21 protein-coding genes and 1 tRNA gene are annotated in these 25153 nt (G+C 60.8%); 6 read left to right on the plus strand and 16 right to left on the minus strand.

The window, feature by feature from the left end:
* Positions 1 to 25: 25 nt before the first annotated feature.
* From ACP6KB_RS05600 to bglX, 5 genes are all read right to left on the minus strand, one after another.
* On the minus strand, positions 26 to 313 hold the full coding sequence (locus ACP6KB_RS05600) for a hypothetical protein (RefSeq protein ID WP_157191316.1): 288 nt from the start codon (positions 311 to 313) through the stop codon (positions 26 to 28).
* A 300-nt stretch (positions 314 to 613) separates the two neighbouring features.
* Positions 614 to 1933, minus strand: a complete 1320-nt coding sequence (locus ACP6KB_RS05605; RefSeq protein WP_442112428.1) for an MFS transporter — start codon at positions 1931 to 1933, stop codon at positions 614 to 616.
* Positions 1934 to 2106: 173 nt separating this feature from the next.
* Complete coding sequence (locus ACP6KB_RS05610; protein ID WP_442112429.1) at positions 2107 to 3432, minus strand: sigma-54-dependent transcriptional regulator; 1326 nt, start codon at positions 3430 to 3432, stop codon at positions 2107 to 2109.
* Positions 3432 to 5183 (minus strand): ATP-binding protein, encoded by a 1752-nt coding sequence (locus tag ACP6KB_RS05615; RefSeq protein WP_442112430.1) that lies wholly within the window; start codon positions 5181 to 5183, stop codon positions 3432 to 3434. Before ACP6KB_RS05615 ends, ACP6KB_RS05610 begins: the two co-directional genes overlap by 1 nt.
* 60 nt (positions 5184 to 5243) lie before the next feature.
* Entirely contained in the window at positions 5244 to 7535 is a 2292-nt protein-coding gene (bglX, locus tag ACP6KB_RS05620; protein WP_442112431.1) for a beta-glucosidase BglX, read from the minus strand.
* A gap of 183 nt (positions 7536 to 7718) precedes the next feature.
* Between bglX and ACP6KB_RS05625 the strand changes: the two genes are divergently transcribed.
* From ACP6KB_RS05625 to ACP6KB_RS05640, 4 genes are all read left to right on the plus strand, one after another.
* Positions 7719 to 8321, plus strand: a complete 603-nt coding sequence (locus ACP6KB_RS05625; protein ID WP_442112432.1) for a LemA family protein — start codon at positions 7719 to 7721, stop codon at positions 8319 to 8321.
* Positions 8321 to 9067, plus strand: a complete 747-nt coding sequence (locus ACP6KB_RS05630) for a TPM domain-containing protein (RefSeq protein WP_442112433.1) — start codon at positions 8321 to 8323, stop codon at positions 9065 to 9067. Before ACP6KB_RS05625 ends, ACP6KB_RS05630 begins: the two co-directional genes overlap by 1 nt.
* A gap of 27 nt (positions 9068 to 9094) precedes the next feature.
* A complete protein-coding gene (locus tag ACP6KB_RS05635; protein ID WP_442112434.1) occupies positions 9095 to 9712 on the plus strand; it encodes a TPM domain-containing protein in 618 nt (205 codons plus the stop codon).
* A 144-nt stretch (positions 9713 to 9856) separates the two neighbouring features.
* Complete coding sequence (locus ACP6KB_RS05640) at positions 9857 to 11074, plus strand: class I SAM-dependent methyltransferase (protein WP_442112435.1); 1218 nt, start codon at positions 9857 to 9859, stop codon at positions 11072 to 11074.
* Positions 11075 to 11135: 61 nt separating this feature from the next.
* Here ACP6KB_RS05640 and ACP6KB_RS05645 read toward each other — a convergent pair whose 3' ends face one another.
* The 5 genes from ACP6KB_RS05645 to ACP6KB_RS05665 all read right to left on the minus strand — a co-directional run bounded on the left by ACP6KB_RS05645 (position 11136) and on the right by ACP6KB_RS05665 (position 17390).
* Positions 11136 to 12023 carry a DMT family transporter gene (locus tag ACP6KB_RS05645; RefSeq protein ID WP_442112436.1) on the minus strand — a complete coding sequence of 296 codons (888 nt, stop codon included), beginning with the start codon at positions 12021 to 12023 and terminating at the stop codon, positions 11136 to 11138.
* Between the two features lie 102 nt (positions 12024 to 12125).
* Positions 12126 to 14678, minus strand: a complete 2553-nt coding sequence (locus tag ACP6KB_RS05650; RefSeq protein ID WP_442112437.1) for a TonB-dependent hemoglobin/transferrin/lactoferrin family receptor — start codon at positions 14676 to 14678, stop codon at positions 12126 to 12128.
* 115 nt (positions 14679 to 14793) lie between these two features.
* Positions 14794 to 15744, minus strand: coding sequence for a FecR family protein (locus ACP6KB_RS05655; protein ID WP_442112438.1), 951 nt, complete (start codon positions 15742 to 15744; stop codon positions 14794 to 14796).
* The gene (locus tag ACP6KB_RS05660; protein ID WP_442112439.1) at positions 15741 to 16280 is read right to left on the minus strand and encodes an RNA polymerase sigma factor; all 540 of its coding nucleotides are present in this window, start codon (positions 16278 to 16280) and stop codon (positions 15741 to 15743) included. The genes ACP6KB_RS05655 and ACP6KB_RS05660 overlap by 4 nt, the downstream gene beginning before the upstream one ends.
* An 87-nt stretch (positions 16281 to 16367) precedes the next feature.
* A complete protein-coding gene (locus tag ACP6KB_RS05665) occupies positions 16368 to 17390 on the minus strand; it encodes a DUF4917 family protein (protein ID WP_442112440.1) in 1023 nt (340 codons plus the stop codon).
* Between the two features lie 116 nt (positions 17391 to 17506).
* Here ACP6KB_RS05665 and ACP6KB_RS05670 point away from each other — a divergent pair, with 116 nt between their 5' ends.
* Together ACP6KB_RS05670 and ACP6KB_RS05675 are read left to right on the plus strand one after the other, a co-directional pair.
* Complete coding sequence (locus ACP6KB_RS05670; protein WP_442114260.1) at positions 17507 to 18574, plus strand: glycerophosphodiester phosphodiesterase; 1068 nt, start codon at positions 17507 to 17509, stop codon at positions 18572 to 18574.
* A 70-nt stretch (positions 18575 to 18644) separates the two neighbouring features.
* On the plus strand, positions 18645 to 19280 hold the full coding sequence (locus ACP6KB_RS05675) for a LysE family translocator (protein ID WP_442112441.1): 636 nt from the start codon (positions 18645 to 18647) through the stop codon (positions 19278 to 19280).
* A gap of 62 nt (positions 19281 to 19342) precedes the next feature.
* Here the strand turns inward: ACP6KB_RS05675 and ACP6KB_RS05680 are convergent, their stop codons facing one another.
* The 6 genes from ACP6KB_RS05680 to ACP6KB_RS05705 all read right to left on the minus strand — a co-directional run bounded on the left by ACP6KB_RS05680 (position 19343) and on the right by ACP6KB_RS05705 (position 25055).
* Entirely contained in the window at positions 19343 to 21037 is a 1695-nt protein-coding gene (locus ACP6KB_RS05680; RefSeq protein WP_442112442.1) for a SulP family inorganic anion transporter, read from the minus strand.
* 158 nt (positions 21038 to 21195) lie between these two features.
* A tRNA-Gly gene (locus tag ACP6KB_RS05685) sits at positions 21196 to 21269 on the minus strand.
* Between the two features lie 154 nt (positions 21270 to 21423).
* Positions 21424 to 22308 (minus strand): alpha/beta fold hydrolase, encoded by an 885-nt coding sequence (locus tag ACP6KB_RS05690; protein WP_442112443.1) that lies wholly within the window; start codon positions 22306 to 22308, stop codon positions 21424 to 21426.
* A gap of 322 nt (positions 22309 to 22630) precedes the next feature.
* Entirely contained in the window at positions 22631 to 23323 is a 693-nt protein-coding gene (locus ACP6KB_RS05695; RefSeq protein ID WP_442112444.1) for a pseudouridine synthase, read from the minus strand.
* 27 nt (positions 23324 to 23350) lie between these two features.
* Positions 23351 to 23572 (minus strand): cysteine-rich CWC family protein, encoded by a 222-nt coding sequence (locus ACP6KB_RS05700; RefSeq protein WP_442112445.1) that lies wholly within the window; start codon positions 23570 to 23572, stop codon positions 23351 to 23353.
* Positions 23565 to 25055, minus strand: coding sequence for a sensor domain-containing diguanylate cyclase (locus ACP6KB_RS05705; RefSeq protein WP_442112446.1), 1491 nt, complete (start codon positions 25053 to 25055; stop codon positions 23565 to 23567). The genes ACP6KB_RS05700 and ACP6KB_RS05705 overlap by 8 nt, the downstream gene beginning before the upstream one ends.
* Between the last annotated feature and the right edge of the window lie 98 nt (positions 25056 to 25153).

Below are 25153 nucleotides of genomic sequence, written 5' to 3' on the forward strand. Positions count from 1 at the left end.
CGGGCTGACTGCGTCGTATCAGCGCTTAGCTGATGCGGTGGGCCTGGGTGCGATCGAAACCATCTTCAGCGAATTTCGCGCCGCCAGTACGGTCGAAGCCGTCTTCAGCGAATTTGGCACCGCCGGTACGATCGAAGCCGTCTTCAGCGAATTTGGCGCCGCCGGTACGATCGAAACCGTCTTCAGCGTAGGTAGCCGATTGGGTTTGTACGGCACCGAAGTTGTGGCTGTTGGTGCGGTCAAAGCCGTCTTCGGCGAACGCGTTGGCAGCCAGTACCGAGAAGGCGAGGGTCAGGATCAGTTTGCTTTTCATGGTCGTTGCTCCGGGGTGGTGTGGGGTTGTTTGTTTCTATGGGTTTGATGTTACGCCGATTAAATTGATTAAAAAGCGCAAAAAATAGCGCATAAAAATCTATTTAATAGATATGTTTATTCGTGGTGATGCCTGATCGCGGGGCAAGCCCGCTCCCACCGGGGGGATCAGAGCAACCTGTGGGAGCGGGCTTGCCCCGCGATAGACATGAAGATGACAGCGCGCAATTAATTCGGCGTTAAACACAAAAAAGGGGGCGTCCACTGCTGGACGCCCCCTTTTCAAACCACAGCCTAAGACTCAGTCGGTGGTGATCCGCGAATGCTTGCGGGTGTCTTTCATGAACACATAGACCAGCAGCGAGCAGGCAATACAGGCCGTCACGTACCAGTAGAAACCGGATTCCATGCCATGGCTCTTGAACCACAGTGCGACGTATTCAGCGGTACCGCCGAAGATCGAAACGGTCAGTGCGTAGGGCAGGCCGACACCCAGGGCGCGGATCTCGGTTGGGAACAGTTCGGCTTTGACCACCGCGTTGATCGAGGTATAGCCGCTGACGATGATCAGCGCCGCCATGATCAGGAAGAACGCGCCCCACCAGGTCTGAATGGTGTGCAGGGTGGTCAGGATCGGTACGGTGCACAGGGTACCCAGCACGCCGAAGGCGATCAGGATCGGACGACGGCCGATCTTGTCGGACAGGCTGCCGATGATCGGCTGCAGGCACATGAACAGGAACAGGGTCGCCGCCGAAATGGTGGTCGAATCACTGATGCTCATGCCGACAGTGTTCACCAGGTACTTCTGCATGTAGGTGGTGTAGGTATAGAAGGCCAGGGTGCCGCCCATGGTCAGGCCGACCACGGTCGCCAGTTCCTTGGGATGGCGCATCAGGGTGCGCATCAGGCTTTCCTTGGACTTTTCCTTCTTGGTGAAGGAGGTGGTTTCTTCCATGCCACGACGCAGGTACAGCGCGACCACTGCGCACAATGCGCCGATCACGAAAGGTACGCGCCAACCCCAGGCATACAGCTGCTCGGTGGTCAGGGTTTGCTGGAGAATGATCAGCACCGCCAGGGCGATGAGCTGGCCGGAGATCAGCGTCACGTACTGGAAGCTGGAGAAGAAGCCACGACGCTCCTTGGTCGCCATCTCGCTCAGGTAGGTGGCCGAGGTGCCGTACTCGCCACCGACCGACAGGCCTTGCATCAGGCGGGCGATCACCAGCAGGACAGGCGCGGCAACGCCGATGGTTTCATAGCCAGGGGTCAGGGCGATCACCAGCGAGCCTGCACACATCAGCAGGACCGAAGCCATCAGCGCCGCCTTGCGGCCCTTGCGGTCGGCGTAGATACCCATCAGCCAGCCACCGATCGGGCGCATCAAAAAGCCCACGGCGAAGATCGCGGCGGTGTTCAGCAACTGTGCGGTGCTGTCACCGGCAGGGAAAAAGGCTTTGGCGAAGTACAGGGAAAACGCGGCGTAGACGTACCAGTCGTACCATTCGACCATGTTGCCGATCGAACCGCTGAAAATCGACTTGAGTCGGCTTCGGGTGGTTTTATCCGCGGCGGGCGCAACGGCCGCCCCGGCGGGCAGGGTGGTGGAGTTATCCATCGAAGGGACCTTCATAGTTGTTTTTGTGGAGCGCGCCGAAACGCAGCCTGCCAGGGCTATAGCAGGAGCTGTGCCAGGTGCTGAAGGCCCGGTTTAGAAGGGTTGCTGGTGGCGGATGAGCGGAAATCCGCTCATTGCTTTCATCGCTATCGGCAAGAATCCGCTTATCGGGTTCAGAGAAAGTCTTCGCGCAGCAGGCCGTGACGCTGCATCTTTTCGTTGAGTGTGCGGCGGGGCAGTTGCAGCTCTTCCATCACCGCCTTGATTTCACCTTTGTGTCGGCTCAGCGCGGCACGCAGGCACTGGGCTTCAAAGGCTTCCTGTTGGGCGGCCAGCGACTGCCCGGACTCAACCTGCGCAACTTCCGGTTCGCCCAGGCCCAGGGCGTGGCGTTCGGCGGCGTTGGCCAGTTCGCGGACGTTGCCCGGCCAGTCGTGGCTGAGCAGGCGTCCCAGGTGCGCAGCGCTGAGTTGAGGAGCGCTGCGGCCGATACGCTCGGCAGCCTGACGGGCAAAGTGCGCGAACAGCAACGGAATGTCTTCGCGGCGCTCGCGCAACGGCGCAAGACGCAGCTCCGCGACGTTCAGGCGGTACGCCAGGTCTTCGCGAAAGCGCCCGGCACGCGCCTCTTCCAGCAGGTCAGGCTTGGTTGCCGCGACGATGCGCAGATCGACGTTGATGCTTTGGTTGGCGCCAAGGCGCTCCAGTTTCTGTTCCTGCAACACACGCAACAACTTGGCTTGCTGGGCCAGGGGCATGCTTTCGATTTCATCGAGGAACACCGTGCCGCCATTGGCATATTCGAGCTTGCCGATGCGCTTGCCCTGCGCGCCGGTAAAGGCGCCGGTTTCATGGCCGAACAGCTCGGCTTCAAACAAAGCCTCGGGAATCGCCGCGCAATTGAGCGCGACGAAAGGTTTGCCCGCCCGCGGGCCGAAGTCGTGCAGGCAGCGCGCAACCTGTTCCTTGCCGCTACCGGTTTCCCCACGAATCAATACATTGACCGGCAGGCTGGCCAGGTCCAGCACTTGACGGCGTAACTGCTGCATGCCTTGCGACATGCCCAGCAGGTTCAGTTCCAGGCGTGCCTTGAGGTCGGCCTGCTCATGCAAGCGGCGGTTCTCCAGCACCAGCTGGCGTTTCTCCAGGGCCCGGCGCAGGCTGCCCAGCAGGCTCTGCGGGCTGAACGGCTTTTCCAGAAAATCATAGGCACCGTTGCGCATGGCCTCGACGGCCATCGGCACATCACCGTGGCCGGTCAGCAGGATCACCGGCAGGTCGGCATCACGCACTTGCAACTGTTCAAGCAATTGCAGGCCGTCCATGCCGGGCATGCGCACATCGCTGAGGATGACACCGGGGAAATGCTCAGGCAGTTGGCTCAGGCAGTCTTCGGCGCGGCTGAACAGCTGCACGTTGAAGCCGGACAAACTCAGCCACTGCTCGACCGCAGTACGAATGCTGGCTTCATCGTCGACGACCATTACCGAATTGAACATCAAGGCTCCAGATCACAGGGCAGGGTAAGGCTGAAGCGGGCGCCGCCAGGTTGATTATCGACGGTCAGGCGCCCACCGGCTTCATGAATGATGCCATAGGATATCGCCAGGCCCAGCCCCAGCCCTTCCCCCACGGGTTTGGTGGTGAAGAACGGATCGAAAACGTTGGCCAGGTGTTCTTCAGCGATCCCGCCTCCGCTGTCGAGCACGCTCAGGCGCCAGTGTTCGGCCTCGGCTTCGATACGGATTTCCAGGCGTTTGTAGCTTTTACCGGCCATGGCATCCAGGGCGTTGCGCAGCAGATTGATCAGTACCTGTTCCAGGCGGATCGCGTCACCACGTACCCAGGCTGGGCGCGCCAGGTACAGGGAGACTTTTACCTGCTCGGCGCGGATGCGCGTTTCCAGCAACTGCAAGGCCTGATCGACCACGGTGGCCAGGTCGAGACGCTCGCGCAAACCGCTGGGGCTGTTGCGGGCGAAGGTTTTCAAGTGGCCGGTGAGCGCCGCCATGCGGGTGAGCATCTGCTCCAGCGGCTCGAGCGCCTGCGCGGCTTCCTCGTAGCGCTGGTTGTCGAGCAGCAGGCGCAAGGTTGCCAGTTGCATGCGCTGGGTGGTCAGCGGCTGATTGATCTCATGGGCCAGGGCCGCAGACATCTGCCCCAACGCCGCTAGCTTCGCCGATTGCACCAGGCCTTCCTGCGCGGTGCGCAGGTCACGGGTGCGTTCCTCGACCAGGCGTTTGAGTTCTTCACGGCTGCGCTGACGCAAGCGCGCCAGGCGCAGGCGCTGGCTGATGAACAACAAGGCAAAGACCAGGCTCAGCCACACCGCCGCAGCGGCCAGGGCGGCATTACGTCCGTCGTCGCTGACCTGCGGCTTGCGCAGCAAGTGCAAGGTCCAGCCTTCGGCCTCCAGGGGCAAGCTTTCCCACAGGTATTCGCTGCTGCCTTCCGGCCCCTGCACGCGCATCAAGTGACTGTTGTCATCGAAACGGCTGAGCACCTGATGCTGCAGCGGCACCAACTGTTGCTTGTCATACTGACGGGTGACCGCAAGTTCAGCACGATCGGCATTGGTCAACGGCTTGAGGTGGCGATAGCGCCAACCTTCCTGGTTGGCAATGAAGATGATCCCGCGGGCATCGCTGACCAGCAGGACGTCGTTGCCCTGGCGCCATTCACGCTCAAGTTCGGGGAACTCCAGCTTCACCACCATGGCGCCGAGAAAGCGCTGGTGCTCATCCTGCACGGCACTGGAGAGGAAATAGCCCGGCACGCCACTGGTCACGCCGATGGCGTAGAAGCGTCCGCTGCCCTGGCTTTGGGTCTGTTTGAAGTAAGGGCGAAAGCCGTAGTTGGAGCCGACATAGGTGCTGGGCAAGCGCCAGTTGCTGGCGGCCACGGCAAGGCCGGTGTGGTCGAGCAACTCCAGGGTCGAGGAGTTGGCGGCACCGTTGATTCGTTCGAGTTTGCGGTTCAGGGTGTCCTGGACCTGCGCATTGACCGGCCCGCTGAGAGCGCTGATCAGCTCCGGGTCCAACGCCAGCACCGCAGGCAGGGCACGGTAGCGTTCGATCAAGGTGTGCAGGGAGTTGGCGTACAGGCCCAGCTGTTGGCTGGCCCGCGTGGCATCCTCGACCATCGACTGGCGCTTGGCATGGTGCATGGCCCAGCCGGCGGTGAACAAGGTGCCGGCCAGGATGAAGAAAATGATCAGCCCCAGACGCAGGGCGCGAAACGAATAAGGCATGGTGCAGACCCCGGCAGATGGGGAAGGCCTCCTGGCCTTCCCTTGACGCTTGGCAACGGTTTACAGAAGTTCAAATCGCTGCTGCTGCACCGCCTGCGAGTCCAGGCCTACCTGGACATTGAACTCGCCGGGCTCAGCCGCCCATTGCAGCTGGGTGTTGTAGAACTTCAGGTCTTCTTCACTGATCTGGAAGCGAACGGTGCGTTGTTCACCGGCCTTGAGCATGACCTTCTGGAAGTTCTTCAGCTCCTTGACCGGGCGGCTCATCGACGCGGCGATGTCCTGTACATACAGCTGCACGACCGTCTCACCGTCACGCTTGCCGGTGTTTTTCACCTCGACGCTGGCTTCGAGGGTCTGGCCCTTTTTCAGGGTTTTGCTCGACAGGGTCAGCGGCGACACGCTGAAGTCGCTGTAGCTCAGGCCGTAGCCGAAGGGGTACAGCGGGCCGTTCGGCTCCTCGAAGTACTGCGAGGTGTAGTTGCCAGGCTTGCCAGGGGTGAAGGGGCGGCCGATGCTCAGGTGGTTGTAGTACATCGGAATCTGCCCGACCGAGCGCGGGAAGGTGATGGCCAGTTTGCCCGACGGGTTGTAGTCGCCAAACAGCACATCGGCGATGGCATTGCCGCCTTCGGTACCGCTGAACCAGGTTTCCAGAATGGCGTCAGCTTGTTCGCGTTCCCAGCTCAAAGACAGTGGACGGCCATTCATCAGCACCAGTACCAGCGGCTTGCCGGTGGCTTTCAGGGCTTTGATCAGTTCGCGCTGGGCTGCCGGGATTTCCAGGGTGGTGCGGCTCGACGACTCGTGGGACATACCACGGGACTCGCCAACCACCGCCACGACCACATCGGACTGTTTAGCTGCCTTGACCGCCTCATCGATCAACACCGCAGCCGGACGTGGGTCGTCGACGATTTCCGGGGCATCGAAGTTGAGGAAGTTCAGGTAGTCGAGAATGGCCTTGTCATGGGTGACGTTGGAGCCTTTGGCGTAAATCACCTTGGCTTGGTCACCGAGGACCTGGCGCATGCCTTCACGCACGGTGACCGATTGCTGTGGACGACCGGCTGCAGCCCAGCTGCCCATCATGTCGATCGGGGCGTCGGCGAGCGGGCCGACCAGGGCAATGGTGCCGGATTTTTTCAGCGGCAGGGTCTGTTCGCGGTTTTCCAGCAGAACCAGGCTGCGCCGTGCGACATCACGGGCTTCGGCGCGGTGCAGGCGATTGTCGGCGTAGGTGTCGACAGGGTCGTCGCTGGCCTTGCCGATGCGCCGGTACGGGTCGGCGAACAGGCCCATGTCGTACTTGGCGCCGAGTACTTCACGCACGGCGTTGTCGATATCGGCCTGGTTGATTTCGCCAGCCTTGAGCAGGCTGGCCAGTTCTTCACCGTACAGCGAGTCGTTCATGCTCAGGTCGATGCCGGCCTTGATCGCCAGTTTTGCCGCCTCGCGGCCATCGCGTGCGACGCCGTGGCGCACCAGTTCGGTGATGGCGCCGTGGTCGCTGACGGTCACACCCTTGAAGCCCCAGTCCTTGCGCAGCAGGTCGTTCATCAGCCAGGTGTTGGAAGTGGCCGGCACGCCGTTGATCGAGTTCAAGGCCACCATCACACCACCGGCGCCGGCATCAATCGCCGCGCGGTAGGGGGGCAGGTAGTCGTTGAACATCTTCGTCGGGCTCATGTCGACGGTGTTGTAGTCGCGTCCGCCTTCCACGGCGCCGTACAGGGCGAAGTGCTTGACGCTGGCCATCAGGCTGGTGGGCTCGGCCGGGCTTTTGCCCTGGAACGATTCGACCATGACTTTGGAGATGCGCGATACCAGGTAAGTGTCTTCACCAAAGCCTTCGCTGGTACGGCCCCAGCGTGGGTCGCGGGCGATATCGACCATCGGCGCAAAGGTCATGTCGATGCCGTCAGCCGAGGCTTCCAGAGCTGACACGCGGCCGACCTTGGCGATGGCGTCCATGTCCCAGCTCGAGGCCAGGGCCAGGCTGATCGGGAAGATCGTGCGGTGGCCGTGGATCACGTCGTAGGCGAAGAACATCGGGATCTTCAGGCGGCTACGGCCGGCCGCGTCCTGCATTGGACGGTTCTCGGCACGGGTGATCGAGTTGAAGGTGCCGCCGATGCGGCCAGCAGCGATTTCCTTGCGGATCATCTCGCGTGGCATTTCCGGGCCGATGCTGATCAGGCGCAATTGGCCGATCTTCTCGTCCAGGGTCATTTGGCCCATGAGGTCGGCAATGAATGCCTGTTTAGTCTTCAACGGATCAGCAGGGGTATCGGCAAAGGCCGACTGACTGGCCAGGCTGACGACCAGGCCCAGCAAACACAGCTTGTTCATTTAGTTTGTTCTCAAGGCCCAGGGCAGTATTCACGGTGATACTGCCCAGCCGAAGTTGGGGAAGCGGCTATTGTTGTAGTTTGCTGGGGCATCTTTTAGCCAATTGGGCCGTTACCAGCCAGCGGCGGTGACGGATTATGCCTTAAGTTCGATGATTCACGCTGATCAAGGAGAAGAACCACTATGCAGGTCATCCAGTTCAAGAGCGTAAGGCTGTGGTTGCTGCTAATGCTGGGCAGCCTGCTGGCCGGTTGCGGAATCAACAACATTCCCAACTATGACGAACAGGTCAAGGCCGCCTGGGCTCAGGTGCAGAACCAGTACCAGCGCCGCGCCGACTTGATCCCCAACCTGGTCGAAACCGTCAAAGGCTATGCCAAACAAGAGCAGGAAACCCTGACGGCGGTCATTGAAGCGCGGGCCAAGGCAACCTCGATCCAGGTCGATGCCAGCACCCTGGACGATCCGCAGAAACTGCAGCAGTTCCAGCAGGCGCAAGCGCAGTTGAGCGGTGCACTCAGCCGTTTGATGGTGGTGTCGGAACGTTATCCAGACCTCAAATCGAACCAGAATTTCCTCGCCCTGCAGTCGCAACTTGAAGGGACGGAAAACCGTATCGCCGTGGCGCGCAAGGATTTCATCGCCGCGGTTCAACGCTACAACACCGAAATTCGCACGTTTCCCGGGCGTATCTGGCACAGCCTGATGTACAGCAGCCTGCCAATTCGGGAGAACTTCGAGGCCACTGCCGCTGATGCCGACAAAGCCCCTGAAGTGAAATTCTGATGCGCCTGGTGCAGTGGGCGTTGCTGCTGGCGTTGCTGATTGTCACACCGCTGCGGGCCGAGCTGAACTTTCCGGCCCTGACCGGGCGGGTGGTGGACAACGCCGGCCTGCTTGATGACAGCAGCCGCACGCAACTTGAACGCATGCTCACCGCCCATGAGCAGGCCAGCGGCGAGCAAGTGGTGGTGGTCACCGTGAATGACCTGCAGGGCCTGCCCATCGAGGAGTTTGGCTACCAATTGGGCCGGCATTGGGGGATCGGTCAGAAAAATAAAGACAATGGTGCGTTGTTGATCGTTGCGCCGCAGGCGCGCAAGCTGCGCATCGAAGTCGGCTACGGCCTGGAAGAACGACTGACCGACGCCCAGGCATCGGTGATCATCAACGGCATCATTACGCCTGCGTTTCGCCGTGGCGAGTTCAGCCTGGGCATCGTCCAGGGCACTGCAGCCATCTTGCAGGTCCTGGGTGGCAACCCGTTGGCAGAGCCGTCCCGGGCACAGGGTGGCGGCGAAGAGGGCGCGCCGGCCTGGTCGGTGGGCATTTTTGTGTTGCTGATTATTGTCGTCTTCGCCTTGCAGTCCCTGGGGCTGGGCGGCGGTGGTCGCGGTGGCCGTGGTGGTATGGGGGGCATGGGCGGTGGTTTTGGCGGTGGCTATGGCGGCTTTGGCGGCGGTGGTGGTGGCGGTGGTTTCAGTGGCGGTGGAGGTGGCTTCGGTGGAGGAGGTTCTTCCGGTGGCTGGTAAAACAATAATCAAGGAGAGACTCAGGGCATGACATTGCTCAGTGAATACGAACAGCGACAGGTTGCCGAGGCCATCGCCAAGGTCGAGCGACGCACCGACGCCGAGCTGGTCACGGTGCTGGCTACCCGCGCTGACGATTACGCTTATATCCCCTTGCTGTGGGCCAGCCTGCTGGCCTTGCTGGTGCCGGGTGCGGTGTATTACCTGGGCGGCTGGTTGAGTGTCGATGGCTTGCTGATTGCCCAGTGGCTGACCTTCATCGTGCTGTGCCTGCTGTTTCGCCTGCCGGTCCTGACCTCCCGCCTGATTCCGCGCACGGTGCGGCACTGGCGCGCCTCGAACCTGGCCCGGCGGCAGTTTCTCGAGCAAAACCTGCACCACACGGCGGGCAGCACCGGGGTGCTGATTTTCGTCAGCGAGGCCGAGCGTTACGTTGAAATCCTGGTGGATGAAGGCATTTCCCGGCGTCTGGACAACCAGGTCTGGGAGGCCATCGTCCAGCGCTTTACCGAGCAGGTGCGCCAGGGCCAGACCTTGCAGGGCTTTGTCACCTGCATCGAAGCCTGTGGTGAGCTATTGAGCCAGCATGTGCCGTTGACCCACGAACGCAATGAACTGCCTAACCGTTTAGTCGTGCTGGCTTGAGCGGGAAACACTCCTCCACGTAAAATGCCGAACTTTCCCATTCTCGGTAGGAGCGGGCTTGCCCCGCGATTGTGGTGTGTCAGTCAACACGCTTGGCGGGCAAGCCCGCTCCTACCGTCGGTCAATCCGAGGCACCCATTTCCGATGTCCGATTCCCCCACCGCCCAGGCTGCGCCGGATGCGCGTGCGCAGTTTCTGAGCCTGCTCGCCACCAGCCTGCAACAAAATGCCTTGATCAAGCTGGTGCTGGCACGCCATGTCGGTACTGAAGAAGCCTTGCAGCGGATTATCGCCAAGCCCTTGACCGTCAAGGGCCAGGCTTGCCTGTCGCTGGTGTACCGCTATCAGACCCGTGACATTACCCGCAACCTGCCCAATGAAGAGGCGCTGGCGTTGGTGGCCGAGCTGTTGCCGGGTTCGTTTCGCAACGCCCACCTGTTGAGCCTGAGCGATGAAGCGCAGCTGGAGTTCAGCAAAAAGGGCAAGCCGATGCTGCACTGCAACGCCGTGCAGCAGGCGCGTCCTGCCGCAGCGGGTGAGCACGATCGGGAGAAAAAGCGCTACCTGGAACTGAGCCGTCCGTTCCTCCACGACCTGGGCGTCACCGATAAGCAACAGGCGTTGATCCCGGCCATGTCGCGCAAGTGGAAGCAGATCAACAAGTTCATCGAAGTGTTTTCCCATGCCCTGAGCACTGCACCGCTGGCGGCGGACCAGCCCTTGCGAGTGGCCGATTTCGGTTCGGGCAAGGGCTACCTGACCTTCGCCATCCACGATTACCTGCGTAACACCCTGCAGCGTGAGGCTCAGGTGACCGGCGTGGAGCTGCGCAAGGACATGGTCGAGCTGTGCAATGCCGCTGCGGCGCGCTTGGAGCATCCGGGTCTGGTGTTCGAGTGTGGAGATGTGCGCAGCGTGGTGCCCAGTGCCATCGAGGTGATGATTGCCTTGCATGCCTGTGACATTGCCACCGATTACGCGATTCACACCGGCATTCGCTGTGGCGCAGCGATCATCATGTGCTCGCCGTGCTGCCACAAACAGATTCGCCCGCAGTTGCACAGTCCGGGTTTGCTCAAACCGATGCTGCAGTATGGGCTGCACCTGGGGCAGCAGGCCGAAATGCTTACCGACAGCCTGCGCGCGTTGTACCTGGAAGCCTGTGGTTATGAAACCAAGGTGTTCGAATTCATCTCGCTGGAGCACACCAACAAGAACAAGATGATTCTTGCGGTGAAGCGTCAGACGCCAGGGGATTCAGCGGCGCTGCTGGAGAAGATCCAGCAGTTGAAAGAATTCTATGGGGTCAAGGAGCATTGCCTGGAGACCCTGTTGCGGGCGGATGGTTTGATTCCGCTGTAAAGCAGCGCGGGGCAAGCCTGCTCCTACCGGTAGGAGCGGGCTTGCCCCGCGATGAGGCCCGTCAGACCCTCACCGGCGCTGGATGCACACGGGTCTTGCGCCCCAACACCACAGTAGCAATCACCCCCGCGGCAAACACCCAGGTGATCGGCTCAACCTGCTCACCAAAGAACAGCGCCGAAAAGGCGATGGTGAAGAAAATCTGCAGCAGCTGAATCTGGCTGACCCGCGCAATGCCGCCCAAGGCCAATCCGGCATACCAGGCAAAGAAGCCAATGAACTGCGAAAACAGCGACACATAGCCAAAAGCCCACCAGGCCTTGGCGCTGACCGGGCCTTGATGCTGCAGGGCCAGGTACACCACCGGGCCGATCAACAGCGGGCTGGACAGCACCAAAGCCCAGCAGATCACCTGCCAACCGCCCATTTCCCGCGCCAGCCGCCCACCTTCGGCATACCCCAGGCCACCGACGGCAATCGCCGCCAGCATCAACAGGTCACCGGCCTGAATCTGCCCGGCGCCCATGATCATCGCGTAGACCAGCACCAACGCACTGCCCAGCGCGGCGCACGCCCAGAAGGCCTTTGACGGCCGTTCATGGGACAACCAGGCAGCATAGAAGGCAACGCACAAGGGTTGCAGGCCGTTGACCAGGGCACCGTGGGAGGCGGGTACGCTTTGCATGGCCCAGGCGGAAAACACCGGGAAGCCAAGAATCACCCCCAGGGCCACCAGGCTCAGGCCTTTGATCTGCTGCCAGGTCGGCCATTTCTCGCGCCGCCACAGCAGCAACAGCGCTGCGGGAATCGCGGCAAGCAAGGCACGGCCGAGGCCATTGAGCAACGGATGCATTTCCTGCACGACGATGCGGGTCATTGGCAGGGTCAGGCTGAAAATGATGACACCAAGCAGGCCGAGGGCCATTCCGGTGTTTTCGCGGCTGGTCATAGCAAAAGCCTGTGGCAGATAAGTCCAGCCATTGAGCCACAGCTGGCACGGATGATCTTGTTACAGTTGCTCACAAGTTCATCCGTACAGTTTGCCGTCGTCTTAGAAGAAGCGGGTGATGCTTATCTTGGCATTGCGCCCCTGGCTGTAGGCATAGTCGCCGCTGAGTTCGGCGCGGTAGTCGTTGTTGAACAGGTTGTCGACGGTCAGGTTGACCTCGGTGCCCTTGAGGTACGGCTGCTGGGGTTTCCAGTTAGCGAACAGGCCGTGGATCTGATAGTCGTCGTTGGCGTAGTGATCGTAGTAACGGTCACCCAGCCCGCTGGCCGGACCTTCGCGGTACTTGTCGCTGGGCAGGCGGTCGGTCTTGCGCACGAACTGCGCCTGCCAGCCGACCTTGGCATCCCAGCTGGGGATCTTCACGCCCAGGGTGGTGATCCACTTCGGTGCTGGAATGTCCTTGGCCCAGACGTCCGGCCCCCACGGGTTGGTGTAGGCGCCTTCATGACGGCCGCTGATCCACGAATACGAAGCCGAACCGAACAGGTAGGTGGAGTCGTAGAAGCTTTCGACTTCAAAGCCTTTGATGGTGACGCTGTTGATGTTGCGGTAGTTGGACATCAAGCCCCCGCCACAGGCCTTGGCGATGCTTAGGCCGTTGACCAGTTGCTCCGGGCAGCCGATGCCGGTGGCTTTGAAAATCTCGTCATCGATTTTGTTGCGGAACAGGGTGGTGCGGATCAGTACGTTGTCCTGATCGGTGAACACATTCGAGAGGGTGGTGATGTTACCGGCGCGCAGGGCGGTGATGCGCTCGGGATCGAGGTTGCGGCTGCTGGCGGTGCGGCTGCCCAGCCCCTGGATTTCGTATTGCTCATCGAGCACGGGTGCGCGCCAGGTTTTGCTGTAGTCGGCGAAGAACGCCGTTTGCTCGTTGGTTTTCCAGAACACCGACAGGCGTGGCGACCAGCCAGTGTAGGTTTTCTCGCTGTAGTCGTGGCCCAGCTGTGGATTGTTGTAGAACGGCGCGTCGTTTTCCTTGCCTTTGTTGGCAACGTGATCGTAGCGCAGCGATGGCGTCACGGTGACCTCACCAAGGGTGATGGCATCCTGGATGAAGTAGCCCTGGCTGTCGACGCTGCCGCTGGGCATGAAGTTCGGCTGGTAAATGCCGTTGTTGTACAGCGGCGTCTCGTACTTGCTGCCCGGCATCCACATTTCGGTGTCGCGCTCATGGCGGCGCACCTGGAATCCGGCGGTGAAGGCATGTTCCAGCGGGCCGGTGGCGAACAGGCTGGTATTGCGTACATCGAGCATCTGGTCGGTGTATTCGGTGTCCATCTTGCGTCCGCCAGTGGACGGCTGGAAGTACGCCGTGGCCTCGCGCTCATCAGTCTGCTCGGTGTCGGACACCGAATACTTCACCGTCAGGTCCACCAACGGGTTGTTGATCGGCTGGTATTTGTAGGTGGTCGACCAGGTTGTGTCAGTGGTCGTGCGGTGGGCCAATTTGCGTTTGAGCGCCGCTTCGTAGCCGTATCTGTCGACATCACCCTGCGACGGAGGCGACGGGTAGGAGGTGGAGGAAAATGGCGCCCAGCGCTCACTTTCCGAGCGCGACCAGGAAAAGCCCAGGCTGTGTTCGTCGCTCAGGTGCAGGTTGAACTTGAACAGGGCACCGTCCAGGTCCAGGGCACTGTTAGGCAGGCGCTGGGGATTGAGCGGGTACAGGTTGTCCGGATCGGGTGGGGTGTCGGCTAGTTTCATGTCGCCACCGTCACGCTTGGTCAGGTAGGCCAGTGCGTCCATGCGGCCATCATCGGTACGGCCAAACAGTGCCGAGCTGTACACCTGCTGATGATCGTTACTGGCATAGCCGTACTTGAGCATGGCGCCACTGTTGCGGCCTTCCTGCAGCAGGTCCGGGGCGTCTTTGGTGGTCATGTTGACGCTACCACCGAAGCCACCATTGCCGGTGTAGATCGAGTGCGGGCCTTTCTCGACTTCGATGTTCTTGATCAGCTCCGGCTCGATGAAAATGGTGCCTTGCTGGTAGCGTTCAAAGCCGCTTTTGGTTGCACCGTCGACGGTCATCGGTACGTCTTCGGCGTCGCCCAGGCCCCAGATGTTGATGGTCTGGCCGCCGGGTTTGGCCGAGCCGCCCATGTTCACCCCGGGCAGGGTCGAGAGGATGCTGGGGATGTTGCTGGGTTGGTAACGATCGATGTCTTCTTGAGTCAGGGTCGAGCGCCCGACGGTGCTGGGGTCGATCTGCTGGCCGTCGCCGACAATGCTCACTGCGCCCAACTGGATACCGTTGTCGGCGGTCGGGTCGTCTTCGCGCAGGCGCACCACGTAAGTGCTGCCCATCTTGACTACGGTAAAGCGGCTGTTGCGCAGCAGTTGCTCGATCGCCTCCAGAGGTTCGTAAGCGCCATTCAGGGCCGGGGCCTGCACGCTGCGCAATACCGTTTCGTCGAACAGCAGTTGCACCTTGGCCTGTTGCGCCAGCTGGCTCAACGACACCGCCAGCGATTGTGCTGGCAGGTTCAACGCGACCGGCGCGGCTTCAACCTGCAGGCTCAGGGCCAGGCAGGCAGCCAGCAGCGATGGACGGGCAGACAAAGGTGTGAATGGACGAAACGCGCGCAACATGAAATCCCCCAGTACGGCAACAAAGGCCAAAAAGGCCTGCAATGACTACGCAGACGGGAGGAAGACGCGGTGCAGCGGAAAACCCTCATATGCGAATGAAAAATATTCTCAGAATTTAGCGGCGTTCGATCCGCAGACGGCCATCGGCCAGGGTCATGGTTTTGACCGGGAGCAGGGCGGGCAAGGCGTTGAGCAAGGCATCGGGGTCGTTGACATCAAGGTTGCCCGAGACTCGGAAACGGCCCAGCGCCGGGTCGGCCAGCACGATTTCGGCAGGGCGGTAGAGGGAAATTTCATCGATCAGGCTGCTCAACTCGCGATCGCGGAAGGTCACATGACCGCCACGCCAGTCCGCCACCTCCTGGTTGCCCAGCGCCTGAGCACTGAGCGTACCGCGCGCCGCATCGTAGATGGCGCGCTGACCGGCACCGAACAGGGCCGCTGCCGCGCCTCGCTCAGAGGTTTCCAGCGCGACCTGGCCGTGGGCAACACTCAACACCAGCTCCTGACGGCTGCGGCGCAGGTCGAAGCCGGTGCCCACCACCCTCACGTGGGCGTTACCGGCATCGACCAACAGCGGGCGCTCTTTGTCGGCGGCGACGTCGATGTAGAACTGGCCTTTGTCGAGCTGGATCAGGCGGCGCTCGGCGTTGAAGTCCAGACGCAATCGGGTATGGGCATTGACGCTCAGCTGGCTGCCATCAGGCAGTTCCAGGGTTTGCGCTTGTTCGCTGGTGATCGCCACGCTGTGCTGGTAATGCTGAGCCGGCAGCCCCAGGTTGCCTGCCAGCAGTGCACAAACCAGCGCCGCGGCGGTTGCCAGTGCCGGCCGCCAGTTGCGTGCTTTGCGTGCGGGCAACGGCACCACTTGGTTGAGGCTTTTGAGTGCGCCAAGGTCGTCCCAGAGTTGTTCGAACTGCTGGTAGGCACGGGCGTGTTCAGGCGTCTGCAACCACAGCGCAAAGTCTTTGCGCGCGGCACGCGAAGGGTTGTTGCGGTTACGGGTGAACCAGCTGGCAGCCTGAGCGTCGACCGAGCGCTTGGTGGTATCGGGGAGGGTGGTCATTCAGGCTGCTCCATGCCGTTGTCACTGTCCAGGCGTTGCTTGCAATGCAGCAGTGCAGCGGCAATGTGTTTTTCCACCATGCTCACCGAGATGCCCATGCGCTCACCAATCTGTGCCTGCGTCAAACCTTCGAAGCGGTGCAGCATAAGGGCTTCGCGTCGGCGCGGCGAGAGTTCGCCGAGTACGCTCTTCAATTGCTCCAGGCGTTGTTGCTGCTGAGCGTGATTAAGGGGGTCGGCGTTGCTATCGATGACCGCATGTTCGTCGACCGCTGCTTGATCATCGAGTAGCGTGTGCCGCACACGTTGGCGTCGCCAGTGATCGCTGAGCAGATTGCGCGCGACCTGGAACAGAAACGCTCGCGGTTGTTCCACCCGTGCCCGGTCGCGGTAACCCAGCCATTGGGTGAACACGTCCTGGGTCATGTCGGCAGCATCACTGGCGTTGTCCATGCGCTTGCGCAGGAAATGCAGGATGTCGGCATAAAACCCGCGACAGGTGTCATGCGCGAGCGGGTCGGGTTTGCGGCGGTGCATGCAAGCTTTCCAGGGTAGAGCACAGAAGAAAGCCGCGAATGGTATCGATAGTGATTACTATTTGCCACGAGAAAAGTGTCGCGGCATTTATTTCCGCTTGCGCATCGCGACCGGCGCCTCGACTTCCAGGCCAGGTGCGCCCAAGGGGTGGCTGGTGGCGTCGAAGAAATACAACGGTATGTGCGGGGTGTCGGCAAAACGCTGGGCGTAGTGCTGTTTCTGGCTGATGATCGACGCTTCGCTCAACGGCCGGATGGCGATGGCGATGTGCGCAGGGCGCGCTTGCTTGATCGCCTCCAGCAGGTGGCGATCGCTGGCATCCAGGTGCTGACCGAACAGGCACAAGCCGCCTTGATGGCGTGCCAGTTCGCCCAGGCACCAGCTCAGGTAGTCAGAGCTGCGGATCGCTTTGAGCTTGTCGTCGCTGCTGCTCTCGTTGACGAACAGCGGTACATCCCCCGGTGTGTTAACGGCAAAACCGTCGAGCAGCTCGCTGCCGCTGGCGCTGCGTTGACGGGTACTGCCATCTTGCTGCTTGAGCAGGTGCAGGCCTCCGTGCAGGTACAGCAAGCGGGTGCCCGGGGTGTGCGTGCGGCGGATATCGAAGCTGCCTTCTTCATCGAACAGCATCTGGAAAGCTTCCGGGCTCTGGCTGGCGGCCCAGTGGCAGAGCAGGTCGTAATTGCTTGAATACACGCTGTGATAGCGGCGCAGTTCAGCGTTGATGTGCTGCAAGGTCGATGTTGGCAACAGGCGCCAAGGGATGTGCACGCTGCGCACGGCGTGAATCAGCGCTTCTTTGATCGCGTAGTAGCGGTTCAGCGGTGCCGACGAACTGATCGCCAGGGCGGCGTTGATCCGTACCGTGGTGTTCAGGGCGCTGAGCACCGGTTCGAACAGCTCGCTGCCGTAGGATTTGAACAAGGCCTGGTCGGTCAGGCTCAAGGGCTTGTGGCGTACCCGTTGCGCTTGTTCGAACAGGGAAAAATAGGTGAACGGGCGCCACACGGCTCGACTGGCACCATTGCCCAGCAACAGGCCGCTGCACGGGTGGCGGGCAATCAGCTCAGGCCAGACATAGAGGCTGGAATCGAGGTCGGTGTGGGGCATGGGGCAGGGTTCCAGGTCAGGCACGTGATCGGCGCGACTGTACCATGCCACTGCGTTGTCATCAGCGTGGGTGACTATGCTGGATTCGCAATCGATCAAGAGGAAGGGTGATGACGATGCAAGCAATTGCCAGGTTGTGCTGTTTGATGCTGCTGCCTCTGGCTGGACTTGCCGAGGCCGAGCCGGGTCGTGAACTGGCTGCGCGTCAGGGCATTGCCTATCCGGCGGTGATTGCCCATCGCGGCGCCTCGTTCGATGCCCCGGAGTCCACCGCTGCGGCTTACGTGCTGGCGCGCGAGCTGGGGGCCGACTACCTCGAACTGGACCTGCAGCGCAGCAAAGAGGGCGTGTTGGTGGCGGTTCACGACAACGATTTACAGCGCACCAGCGATGTCGCCGAACGCTTTCCCGAGCGCAAGGACAGTCCGGTCAATGCCTTCACCCTGGCTGAACTCAAGTCATTGGATGCCGGCAGCTGGTTCAACCAGGCCTACCCTGAACGGGCGCGGCCGGGCTTCAAGGGCTTGCAGATCCTCACTCTGGATGAGGTCATGGATATTGCCGAAGGCGATGCACAGAAGCGCCCAGGCCTGTACATCGAGACCAAAGTGCCAAGCTTGTTTCCAGGTATCGAAGCAGACCTGAACGCGCGTCTGCAGGCACGTGGCTGGCTCGAGCAGCCGGGCAGGGTGGTGTTGCAGAGTTTTGACCGTAACAGCCTGGCCTTGCTGCACAAGCACATGCCTCAGGTGCCCAAAGTGCTGTTGTTGTGGATCGGCAAGGGCAGCATCGAACCTGCCTCGACGCAGAGTTTTGCGCAGTCTGGCGAAACCGACAAAGCGGCCTTCTATGCCCGCCAGCAACCGCGCAGCAGAGCAGAGTTTGAACGCTGGCTCGATTACGCCAAGGCTGCGGGCGCTATAGGCACTGGCCCCTCTGCTGCGCTCAGCGCTGGCGGTGCGCAGAGTTATGCCGATCTGGTGCAGCCGTGGATGAACCAGCTGAGCCATGACAAAGGGCTGCTGGTGCATGTGTACACCGTGGATGAGGACGTGGACTTCGCCAAGGTCATGGCGGCTGGCGTCGATGGCATTTTCACTAACCGCAGTGGTCGCTTGCTGCAGTACTTTTCCCGGCCAGCCGTGCTGAGTGAAGCGCAGATCCTTGAGGCTCAGGGCTTCTGAATATCTGGTCTGGTGTTGGCGGCTGCCGTAGACTCCGTCCTTTGTGCCCTCGCTCAGGATCCGCGCCCCAATGACCTTGTCGCTGCTGTTTGCCGTGCTGGCTTCCGGTTTTATCTATGGCATCACCCCGGGGCCTGGTGTGCTTGCGGTGTTGGGCATCGGTGCCACTCGCGGACGCAAGGCCGGGGCTGGATTTCTCTGCGGGCACCTGCTGGGTGATGTGCTGTGGTGCAGCACGGCGCTGGTGGCCATTGTTGGCGCGCGGCAGATCGGCAGTTCGGTGTTCGACATTCTCGGCCTGGTCAGCGGTCTGTACCTGTTCTGGTTGGGCCTGCGTGCGCTGCGCAGCCGTCCGGGCAATGGCGGGGGTGAGCAAGGGCCGGTGCGCAAGCCATTCTTGCATGGCATCGTGTTTGGCTTGACCAACCCCAAGGCGTACCCGGTGGCGGTGGCGACCTTCACTGCCCTGATCTCCAGCCGTGCCGAGAGCCTGGAATGGTCAATGCTGCCGGCGCTGATTGCCCTGAGTTTTGTGGGCGGCTTGCTGGCCTACGTGATCCTGATCGCGATTGTTGGCGCCCGCCATGTGCGCACCCTCTACACCCGTTATGAACTGTGGATCACCCGCGCCTGCGGGGTGATGTTCATCGGCTTTGCCGTCAATGCCCTGATGCATGCACTGCCAGGGCTGATGCCACAACGGTAGGAGCGGGCTTGCCCCGCGATAGCGATATACCTGTAAAACCGAATCGCGGGGCAAGCCCGCTCCTACTGGGCCTCTTTGCGGGTGCGGTTACGCCATACGCGATAGGCACGTATCCCGGCGCGAACCGAGCCGAACAGCAACTGCTGCTCCATTTCCCGAGCCATGCCCGAGCGCACCAGCATGCGCAGAAAACGTCCACGGGCGCGGGCAATAGCGAAGTGAATACCGCGGGCCTTCAGGGTTTCGCGCACTTCGCGCAGTGCAGCAATGCCACTGACGTCGATGGACGTCACCGCTTCGGCATCGAACAGCACCGCCCGTGGCTCCAGTTCCCGTTGCACCGCTTCGAGCAGGCGCATTTTGAAGTAGTCGGCGTTGAAGAACAGGATCGCATCGTCGAAGCGGTACACCACCAGGCCTTTGACCGTGCGCGCATCCTTGTGCCCTTCGATATCCACCTGGCCTTCAATCCCAGGCACCCAGCCAAGTACTGCATCGGTGGGCTGATAGATGCTGTAGAGCAAACGCAGAATGGCCAGGGTCACGGCGATGATGATGCCCGGCAAGACCCCCACGCCCAGCACCCCAACGGTGGTCAGCACGCACAGCCAGAATTCAAAACGGCTGAGCTTGTAGATTTTGCCCAGGGACTTCACATCGATCAGCCCCCAACCGGCCATCAGCAGAACCGCCCCCAAAGCGGCTTGGGGGATCCAGGCCATCGGCGCGGTAAAGAACAGCAGGATCATGGCAATCACCAGCGCAGCGATAATGCCTACCAGCTGGCTTTTGCCTCCGACCATGTCGTTGACGGCAGTACGCGAGTCGGCACCACTGATGGCGAAGCCCTGTGAAACCCCGGCGGCGATGTTGGTCACCCCGAGGGCCAGAAATTCGTGGTTGGCGTTGATTGCGTAGCCATGACGGGCGGCAAAGCTGCGTGCGGTGAGCATGGCGCTGCAAAAACTGACGGTGGCGATACCCAGGGCGTCGCGCAACAGGCTTTTCATTTCTTCAAGGTTGGTTTGCGGCCAGGCCAGCTCGGGCATGCCAGCCGGTACCGGACCGAGAATCGCTACGCCATAGCGGTCCAGACCGAACACGCCAACCACCAGCGTGGCAATCACGACCGTAACCAATGCGGAAGGTAAGCGCGGGTATTTACGCGGCAGCCAAATCAGTAGCGCCAGGCCGGCCATGCCGATACTCAGAGTGACCCAATGGATTTCCCCGAGGCGTTCCAGCAGGTTGATCAGGCTGAGAATGAAACCGTTGCCTTCAATCTTGAAGCCGAGGACTTTGCCCAGTTGCCCGGCCAGCAGGCTCAGGCCGATACCGTTGAGGTAGCCGATCAGAATCGGCCGCGAGAAGAAACTGGCAATAAAGCCGGCACGGGCCACCCCGGCAGCGATCAGCATCAACCCAACCAGCAGAGTGACAATCACCGACAACTGCGCGAGGCGCGCGGGGTCACCCATGGCTAAAGGCGCAATGGCGCCGGCCACCATGGCACAGGTGGCGGCATCGGGGCCAACCATCAACTGCCGTGAACTGCCGACCAGGGCATAGACCATCATTGGCAGAATGCAGGCGTATAGCCCGTACTGCGGTGGCAGGCCGACAATCTGTGCGTAGGCAATGGCGATTGGAATCTGAATTGCGGCGACCGACAACCCGGCTTGCACGTCGGCATGGAGCCATTCACGGCGGTAATGCAGGAGATTGGCCAGGCCCGGAAGCCAGCGGGAAAGCAGCATGAACGGGTCCTTTCGACTAGGCGCACGAGGCTGAGGAATACGCAATCGGCTTAATTAAAGCGCATTGCTGATGCCAAAGTGGGGTGTCAGATCAAAAGGTCGGTGTTTGTACAGTTCAGCCGCTGCGGGCTGTGACAGGCGGGGCGCCTTGGAGAGAGTGGAGCGGGTGAAGGGAATCGAACCCTCGTTATCAGCTTGGGAAGCTGGAGTAATGCCATTATACGACACCCGCGCTCAGGGCTGACTTTGTACCAGAAGTGCTATGCGAATTGAAGTCTTGTTGCGTAAAAACTCAAGACGTTGGCCAGTAGCGCGAGGTCATGCATCTTCCTTCTGCCCAAACGGGCCGTTGATGCAGGAGGCTGCGCTACCGCCAACCAGGGTATTCAGATCGCCAGTGCATGGTGTGCCTGGGCGTATGGGTATCGCACACGGGATTCCCGGGTGGCGGGTTTGAGGAAACTCAGCAAGGCGTCACGGGTTTCGTCGCAGGCAGCCTTGTGCTCCATGTCGAGGAAGTGCCCGGCGGCGCGGATTTCGCTGAAGTGGCTGTTGCGCACATGCTGGCTGAACTGCCGGGCATCATCGATTGTGGTGTATTCATCCCACTCACCGTTGATGAACAGCACCGGAATGTCGATGACCCGGGCCGAGCGCAAGGCATTGTCCAGGTCGTGGTCGAGCACCTGGTTGATGTGAAAATGCATCTGCGCGTATTCGTGGTTGTCCAGGCTGCTGACATGCCGGTAGTTGAAGCGCTTGAACAGCGAAGGCAAGTGCTTGCCGATGGTGTCGTTGACCAGGTTGCCCACCTGTGGACGGTCGCAGGTGCTGAGGTACTGGCAGCCGCGCTCGAGGTAGTCGCGCATCGGTTCGTTGATCACCGGCGAGAACGAGCTGACCACTGCCTTCTCAATGCGCCGCGGCTTGTGCGCCAGGGCCAGCAGGGTGCAGGCGCCGCCCCAGGAGAACGACATCACGTGGTCGGCGGCAAAGTGATCGATCAGTTCCAGCAGGATCTGCCCTTCGGTTTCCTTGGTCAGCAACCGCTCATGACGGTTGTGCGCCTTGGATTTTCCAGCATACGGCTGATCGTACAGCACCACGTTGAATTGCGGATGCAGGCTACGCACGGTCTGGGCAAACGAGGCCGTGGTGGCCAGCGAGCCATTGATCAGGATGATCGTCTTCTCAGCGGCGTCTGCGCGATAGAACTCCGTGTAAACCCGATACTGACCTTGTATATCAAGCACAGCAATTTCTGGCCTCATGTCGTCGACTCCTGGCGCAAAAAGGGTATTCGCGCATGCAAGGATGCGCGTTCTTTATGACAGGTAGGCATACGCCTTGAAGAAGAGAGGCTGAGGGCCCTTGTCGATCCTTTCACGCCGGTCGACGGGTATTGTTCTAGGTGGGCAATCTGCCGGACCCCGGTACTTCGAGGCACTGGTGGCCAGCAAAAAGGTGTCTTTGACTACGGTTGTGACTGGTGAGTCACATGCAGACCGACGATTGGATTCAAGCAGGCAGCGCTGTAACCCGCAAGTGCCTTTGGGGAAATTGACGAAATCTTTCCGCCCAGCGGTCGTTGCTTCAGATTGCCAGGATTTCTTCGGGATAGAGCGCTCGGTACTCGCCGGGGCGCAGGCCTGGGTCCAGCTGCAGCGGGCCCATGCGTTCGCGGTGCAGGCGTAGCACCTTGTTGTCGAAGTGGCCGAACATGCGCTTGACCTGATGATAACGGCCTTCAACGATGCTCAGGCGAGCGCTGCGCGGACCGAGCACGGTGAGTTCGGCGGGCAGGGTGGTGAGGTCTTCGAAGGCGAAGTAGAAGCCCTGGCGGAATTTGTCGATGTAGTGCGGTTCGATCACCTGTTCGGTTTCGACGTAATAGATTTTCGCCAGCTTGGTTTGCGGTTGGGTCAGGCGCCGTGACCATTGGCCGTCGTTGGTCAGCAGCAACAGGCCGGTGGTGTTGTAGTCCAGGCGCCCGGCGATGTGCAGTTCGTGCTTGTCGCTTTCATCGAGCAAGTCCAGCACGGTGCGGTGCTCGGGGTCTTGGGTGGCGCTGACGCAGCCCTGGGGTTTGTGCAGCATCAAGTAGCGCGCCGGGCGTCCGGCTTGCAGCAGTTGATCGTCCACCTCGATGCGGCTGAACTCACGGACTTCCAGGCGCGGGTCACTGACGCACACACCATCCACCCGCACGCGCCGTTCTACCAGCAGCACACGAACTTGCTGACGGTTGAAGCAGGGCAGGTTGCTGAGAAATCGATCGAGACGCATACAGGCTCAGGGGCAGGGCGTTGCAGTTTAACGCTCGCTGGCAGGCTTTGCCGCTTCAAGTTGCTCCAGCACCTTTGCGCAGGCGGGGCACAGGCAAGCCTTGTTGCGCTGTTCGGCAGGCAACGCCTCGATCACCTGCGCATCGATGCTGACGCTGAAGCACCAACAGGCGTTGGCCGCAGTGCGCGGGTCAGCAAGGCTGCAACGGTTGCTGGCACCGCAGGCGGGGCAGCGTTGGGCATCATTCATGGTCGGACCTGAGCATCTCTACACATACGCGGTTGCGCCCACTTTGCTTGGCGCGGTACAGGGCATGATCGGCGCGGGCGATCAGGCTGTGCAGGGTATCTTCAGCCTGCAGGCTGCTCAAGCCAATACTGGTGGTCAGCCTGATCAGGGTGTTGTTGAAGTGGAAATCCTGTTGCTCGGTGAGCAAGCGCAGTTTTTCCGCAACCTCGAGGGCATGTTCGCCGTCGGTATCCTTGAGCAGCACGATAAATTCTTCACCGCCCCAACGGCAGATAATATCCGCCTGACGCAGGCAGTTTTCCAGGATGCGGGCGAATTGGCGCAGCACTTCGTCGCCGGCCAGGTGACCGTGGGTGTCATTGAGTTGTTTGAAGTGATCGAGATCGATCAACAAGGCGACCAGTGGCTTGGGTTCGCGTTGCGCTTCATGCAGCGCCTGGCCGGCCAGCAGGTCGAAACCACGGCGGTTGGGCAGGCCGGTGAGGCTGTCACGGGTAGCCAGGGTTTCGATGTTGTCCTGATGTCGCTTGACCATGGCATTGAGCAGCGACAACACCACCAGGCCGATGATGGTGCAAATCGCCAGGTTCAGATAAAGCGACTCGCGGATGTTGTCCAGGGCGCCGTCTTCACGTTTGTCGACGAACAGGTACCAGTTCAGCTCCGGCACCAGGCGCACATTGAGGAAATGACTGTCACCCTCGCTGCTCAGGTATTCGTAGCTGCCGCTGGCCGGTTTCGGCATCTGCTTGAGCAGTTCGCGCAAGCCGTGCAGGTCGCGCAGTGATTGCCCGGTGCGGGCACCATGGGCGCCGCCATTGGATCCGGTCAACACCACGTTGCCTTGCGGGTCAACGAAGTACACCTGGCGCTGATAGCGCTGTTGGTAGTCATCAATCAGGCGCACCACGGCTTCGACGGTGAGGCCAATACCCGTGACACCGATGAATTTTTGCTGGTAGTCGAGCACCCGGTAGTTGATGAACACCGTCAGTTTGTCCTGGTTGGCCATGTCCAGGTCGACGTTGAGTTCGTAGGGCACGTCCATGTTGCGCACCCGGTAATACCAGATGTCGCGCGGCTCCTGTGGGTCGATCTTTTTCAGCACGCCTTTTTGCGCCTGGTAGTAGTTCCCGGTGACGTCGGAGATGAAGAACGCGGTGTAGGCGTGATACTCGCCCATCACTTCATTGAGGTAGCGGGAAATCTGTGTCCGGTCAGGTTCGCCGGCCAGTGCCCAGTCACGCAGGAAAGTGTCGTGGGCCATCATCGAAGAGATCAGAATCGGCCGCACCAGGTCTTTCTGGATTTCCGAATACACGGTGTCGGAGGTCAGCGGCAGTTCGGTGTTGACGATGCTGTCGCGGATCGAACTGCGCGAGGCGAAATAGCTCAGCAGCGATGTCGCCAGAAAGCCGCTGCCCAGCAGCAATAGCAAGGTCAGAATCAGCGAGCGCTGCGAAAACAGGGCGGAGCGAGGCAATATGACATTCCCTTGAAATAAGCCAATGCCGTCCATTCTAGTGCGATGGCCGGAAAATAACTGGACAAATATCAAGGGCATTGGCCTTGTTGCAAATT

The sequence above is a fragment of the Pseudomonas sp. NUPR-001 genome (genome assembly GCF_052147955.1).
In the GTDB taxonomy this organism is placed as follows: Bacteria; Pseudomonadota; Gammaproteobacteria; order Pseudomonadales; family Pseudomonadaceae; genus Aquipseudomonas.

What these genes read in the sequence shown, in the direction of transcription:
- ACP6KB_RS05660 (WP_442112439.1), bottom strand. Translation starts at nt 16,280, where the DNA reads ATGCACCGCCGCAAACCCGACCCGCTCGCGCATGACACCTGTCGCGGG.
- bglX (WP_442112431.1), bottom strand. Translation starts at nt 7,535, where the DNA reads ATGAACAAGCTGTGTTTGCTGGGCCTGGTCGTCAGCCTGGCCAGTCAG.
- ACP6KB_RS05605 (WP_442112428.1), bottom strand. Translation starts at nt 1,933, where the DNA reads ATGGATAACTCCACCACCCTGCCCGCCGGGGCGGCCGTTGCGCCCGCC.
- ACP6KB_RS05600 (WP_157191316.1), bottom strand. Translation starts at nt 313, where the DNA reads ATGAAAAGCAAACTGATCCTGACCCTCGCCTTCTCGGTACTGGCTGCC.
- ACP6KB_RS05635 (WP_442112434.1), top strand. Translation starts at nt 9,095, where the DNA reads ATGACATTGCTCAGTGAATACGAACAGCGACAGGTTGCCGAGGCCATC.
- ACP6KB_RS05680 (WP_442112442.1), bottom strand. Translation starts at nt 21,037, where the DNA reads ATGCTGCTTTCCCGCTGGCTTCCGGGCCTGGCCAATCTCCTGCATTAC.
- ACP6KB_RS05630 (WP_442112433.1), top strand. Translation starts at nt 8,321, where the DNA reads ATGCGCCTGGTGCAGTGGGCGTTGCTGCTGGCGTTGCTGATTGTCACA.
- ACP6KB_RS05615 (WP_442112430.1), bottom strand. Translation starts at nt 5,183, where the DNA reads ATGCCTTATTCGTTTCGCGCCCTGCGTCTGGGGCTGATCATTTTCTTC.
- ACP6KB_RS05665 (WP_442112440.1), bottom strand. Translation starts at nt 17,390, where the DNA reads ATGCCCCACACCGACCTCGATTCCAGCCTCTATGTCTGGCCTGAGCTG.
- ACP6KB_RS05625 (WP_442112432.1), top strand. Translation starts at nt 7,719, where the DNA reads ATGCAGGTCATCCAGTTCAAGAGCGTAAGGCTGTGGTTGCTGCTAATG.
- ACP6KB_RS05700 (WP_442112445.1), bottom strand. Translation starts at nt 23,572, where the DNA reads ATGAATGATGCCCAACGCTGCCCCGCCTGCGGTGCCAGCAACCGTTGC.
- ACP6KB_RS05675 (WP_442112441.1), top strand. Translation starts at nt 18,645, where the DNA reads ATGACCTTGTCGCTGCTGTTTGCCGTGCTGGCTTCCGGTTTTATCTAT.
- ACP6KB_RS05610 (WP_442112429.1), bottom strand. Translation starts at nt 3,432, where the DNA reads ATGTTCAATTCGGTAATGGTCGTCGACGATGAAGCCAGCATTCGTACT.
- ACP6KB_RS05645 (WP_442112436.1), bottom strand. Translation starts at nt 12,023, where the DNA reads ATGACCAGCCGCGAAAACACCGGAATGGCCCTCGGCCTGCTTGGTGTC.
- ACP6KB_RS05695 (WP_442112444.1), bottom strand. Translation starts at nt 23,323, where the DNA reads ATGCGTCTCGATCGATTTCTCAGCAACCTGCCCTGCTTCAACCGTCAG.
- ACP6KB_RS05650 (WP_442112437.1), bottom strand. Translation starts at nt 14,678, where the DNA reads ATGTTGCGCGCGTTTCGTCCATTCACACCTTTGTCTGCCCGTCCATCG.
- ACP6KB_RS05690 (WP_442112443.1), bottom strand. Translation starts at nt 22,308, where the DNA reads ATGAGGCCAGAAATTGCTGTGCTTGATATACAAGGTCAGTATCGGGTT.
- ACP6KB_RS05640 (WP_442112435.1), top strand. Translation starts at nt 9,857, where the DNA reads ATGTCCGATTCCCCCACCGCCCAGGCTGCGCCGGATGCGCGTGCGCAG.
- ACP6KB_RS05670 (WP_442114260.1), top strand. Translation starts at nt 17,507, where the DNA reads ATGCAAGCAATTGCCAGGTTGTGCTGTTTGATGCTGCTGCCTCTGGCT.
- ACP6KB_RS05655 (WP_442112438.1), bottom strand. Translation starts at nt 15,744, where the DNA reads ATGACCACCCTCCCCGATACCACCAAGCGCTCGGTCGACGCTCAGGCT.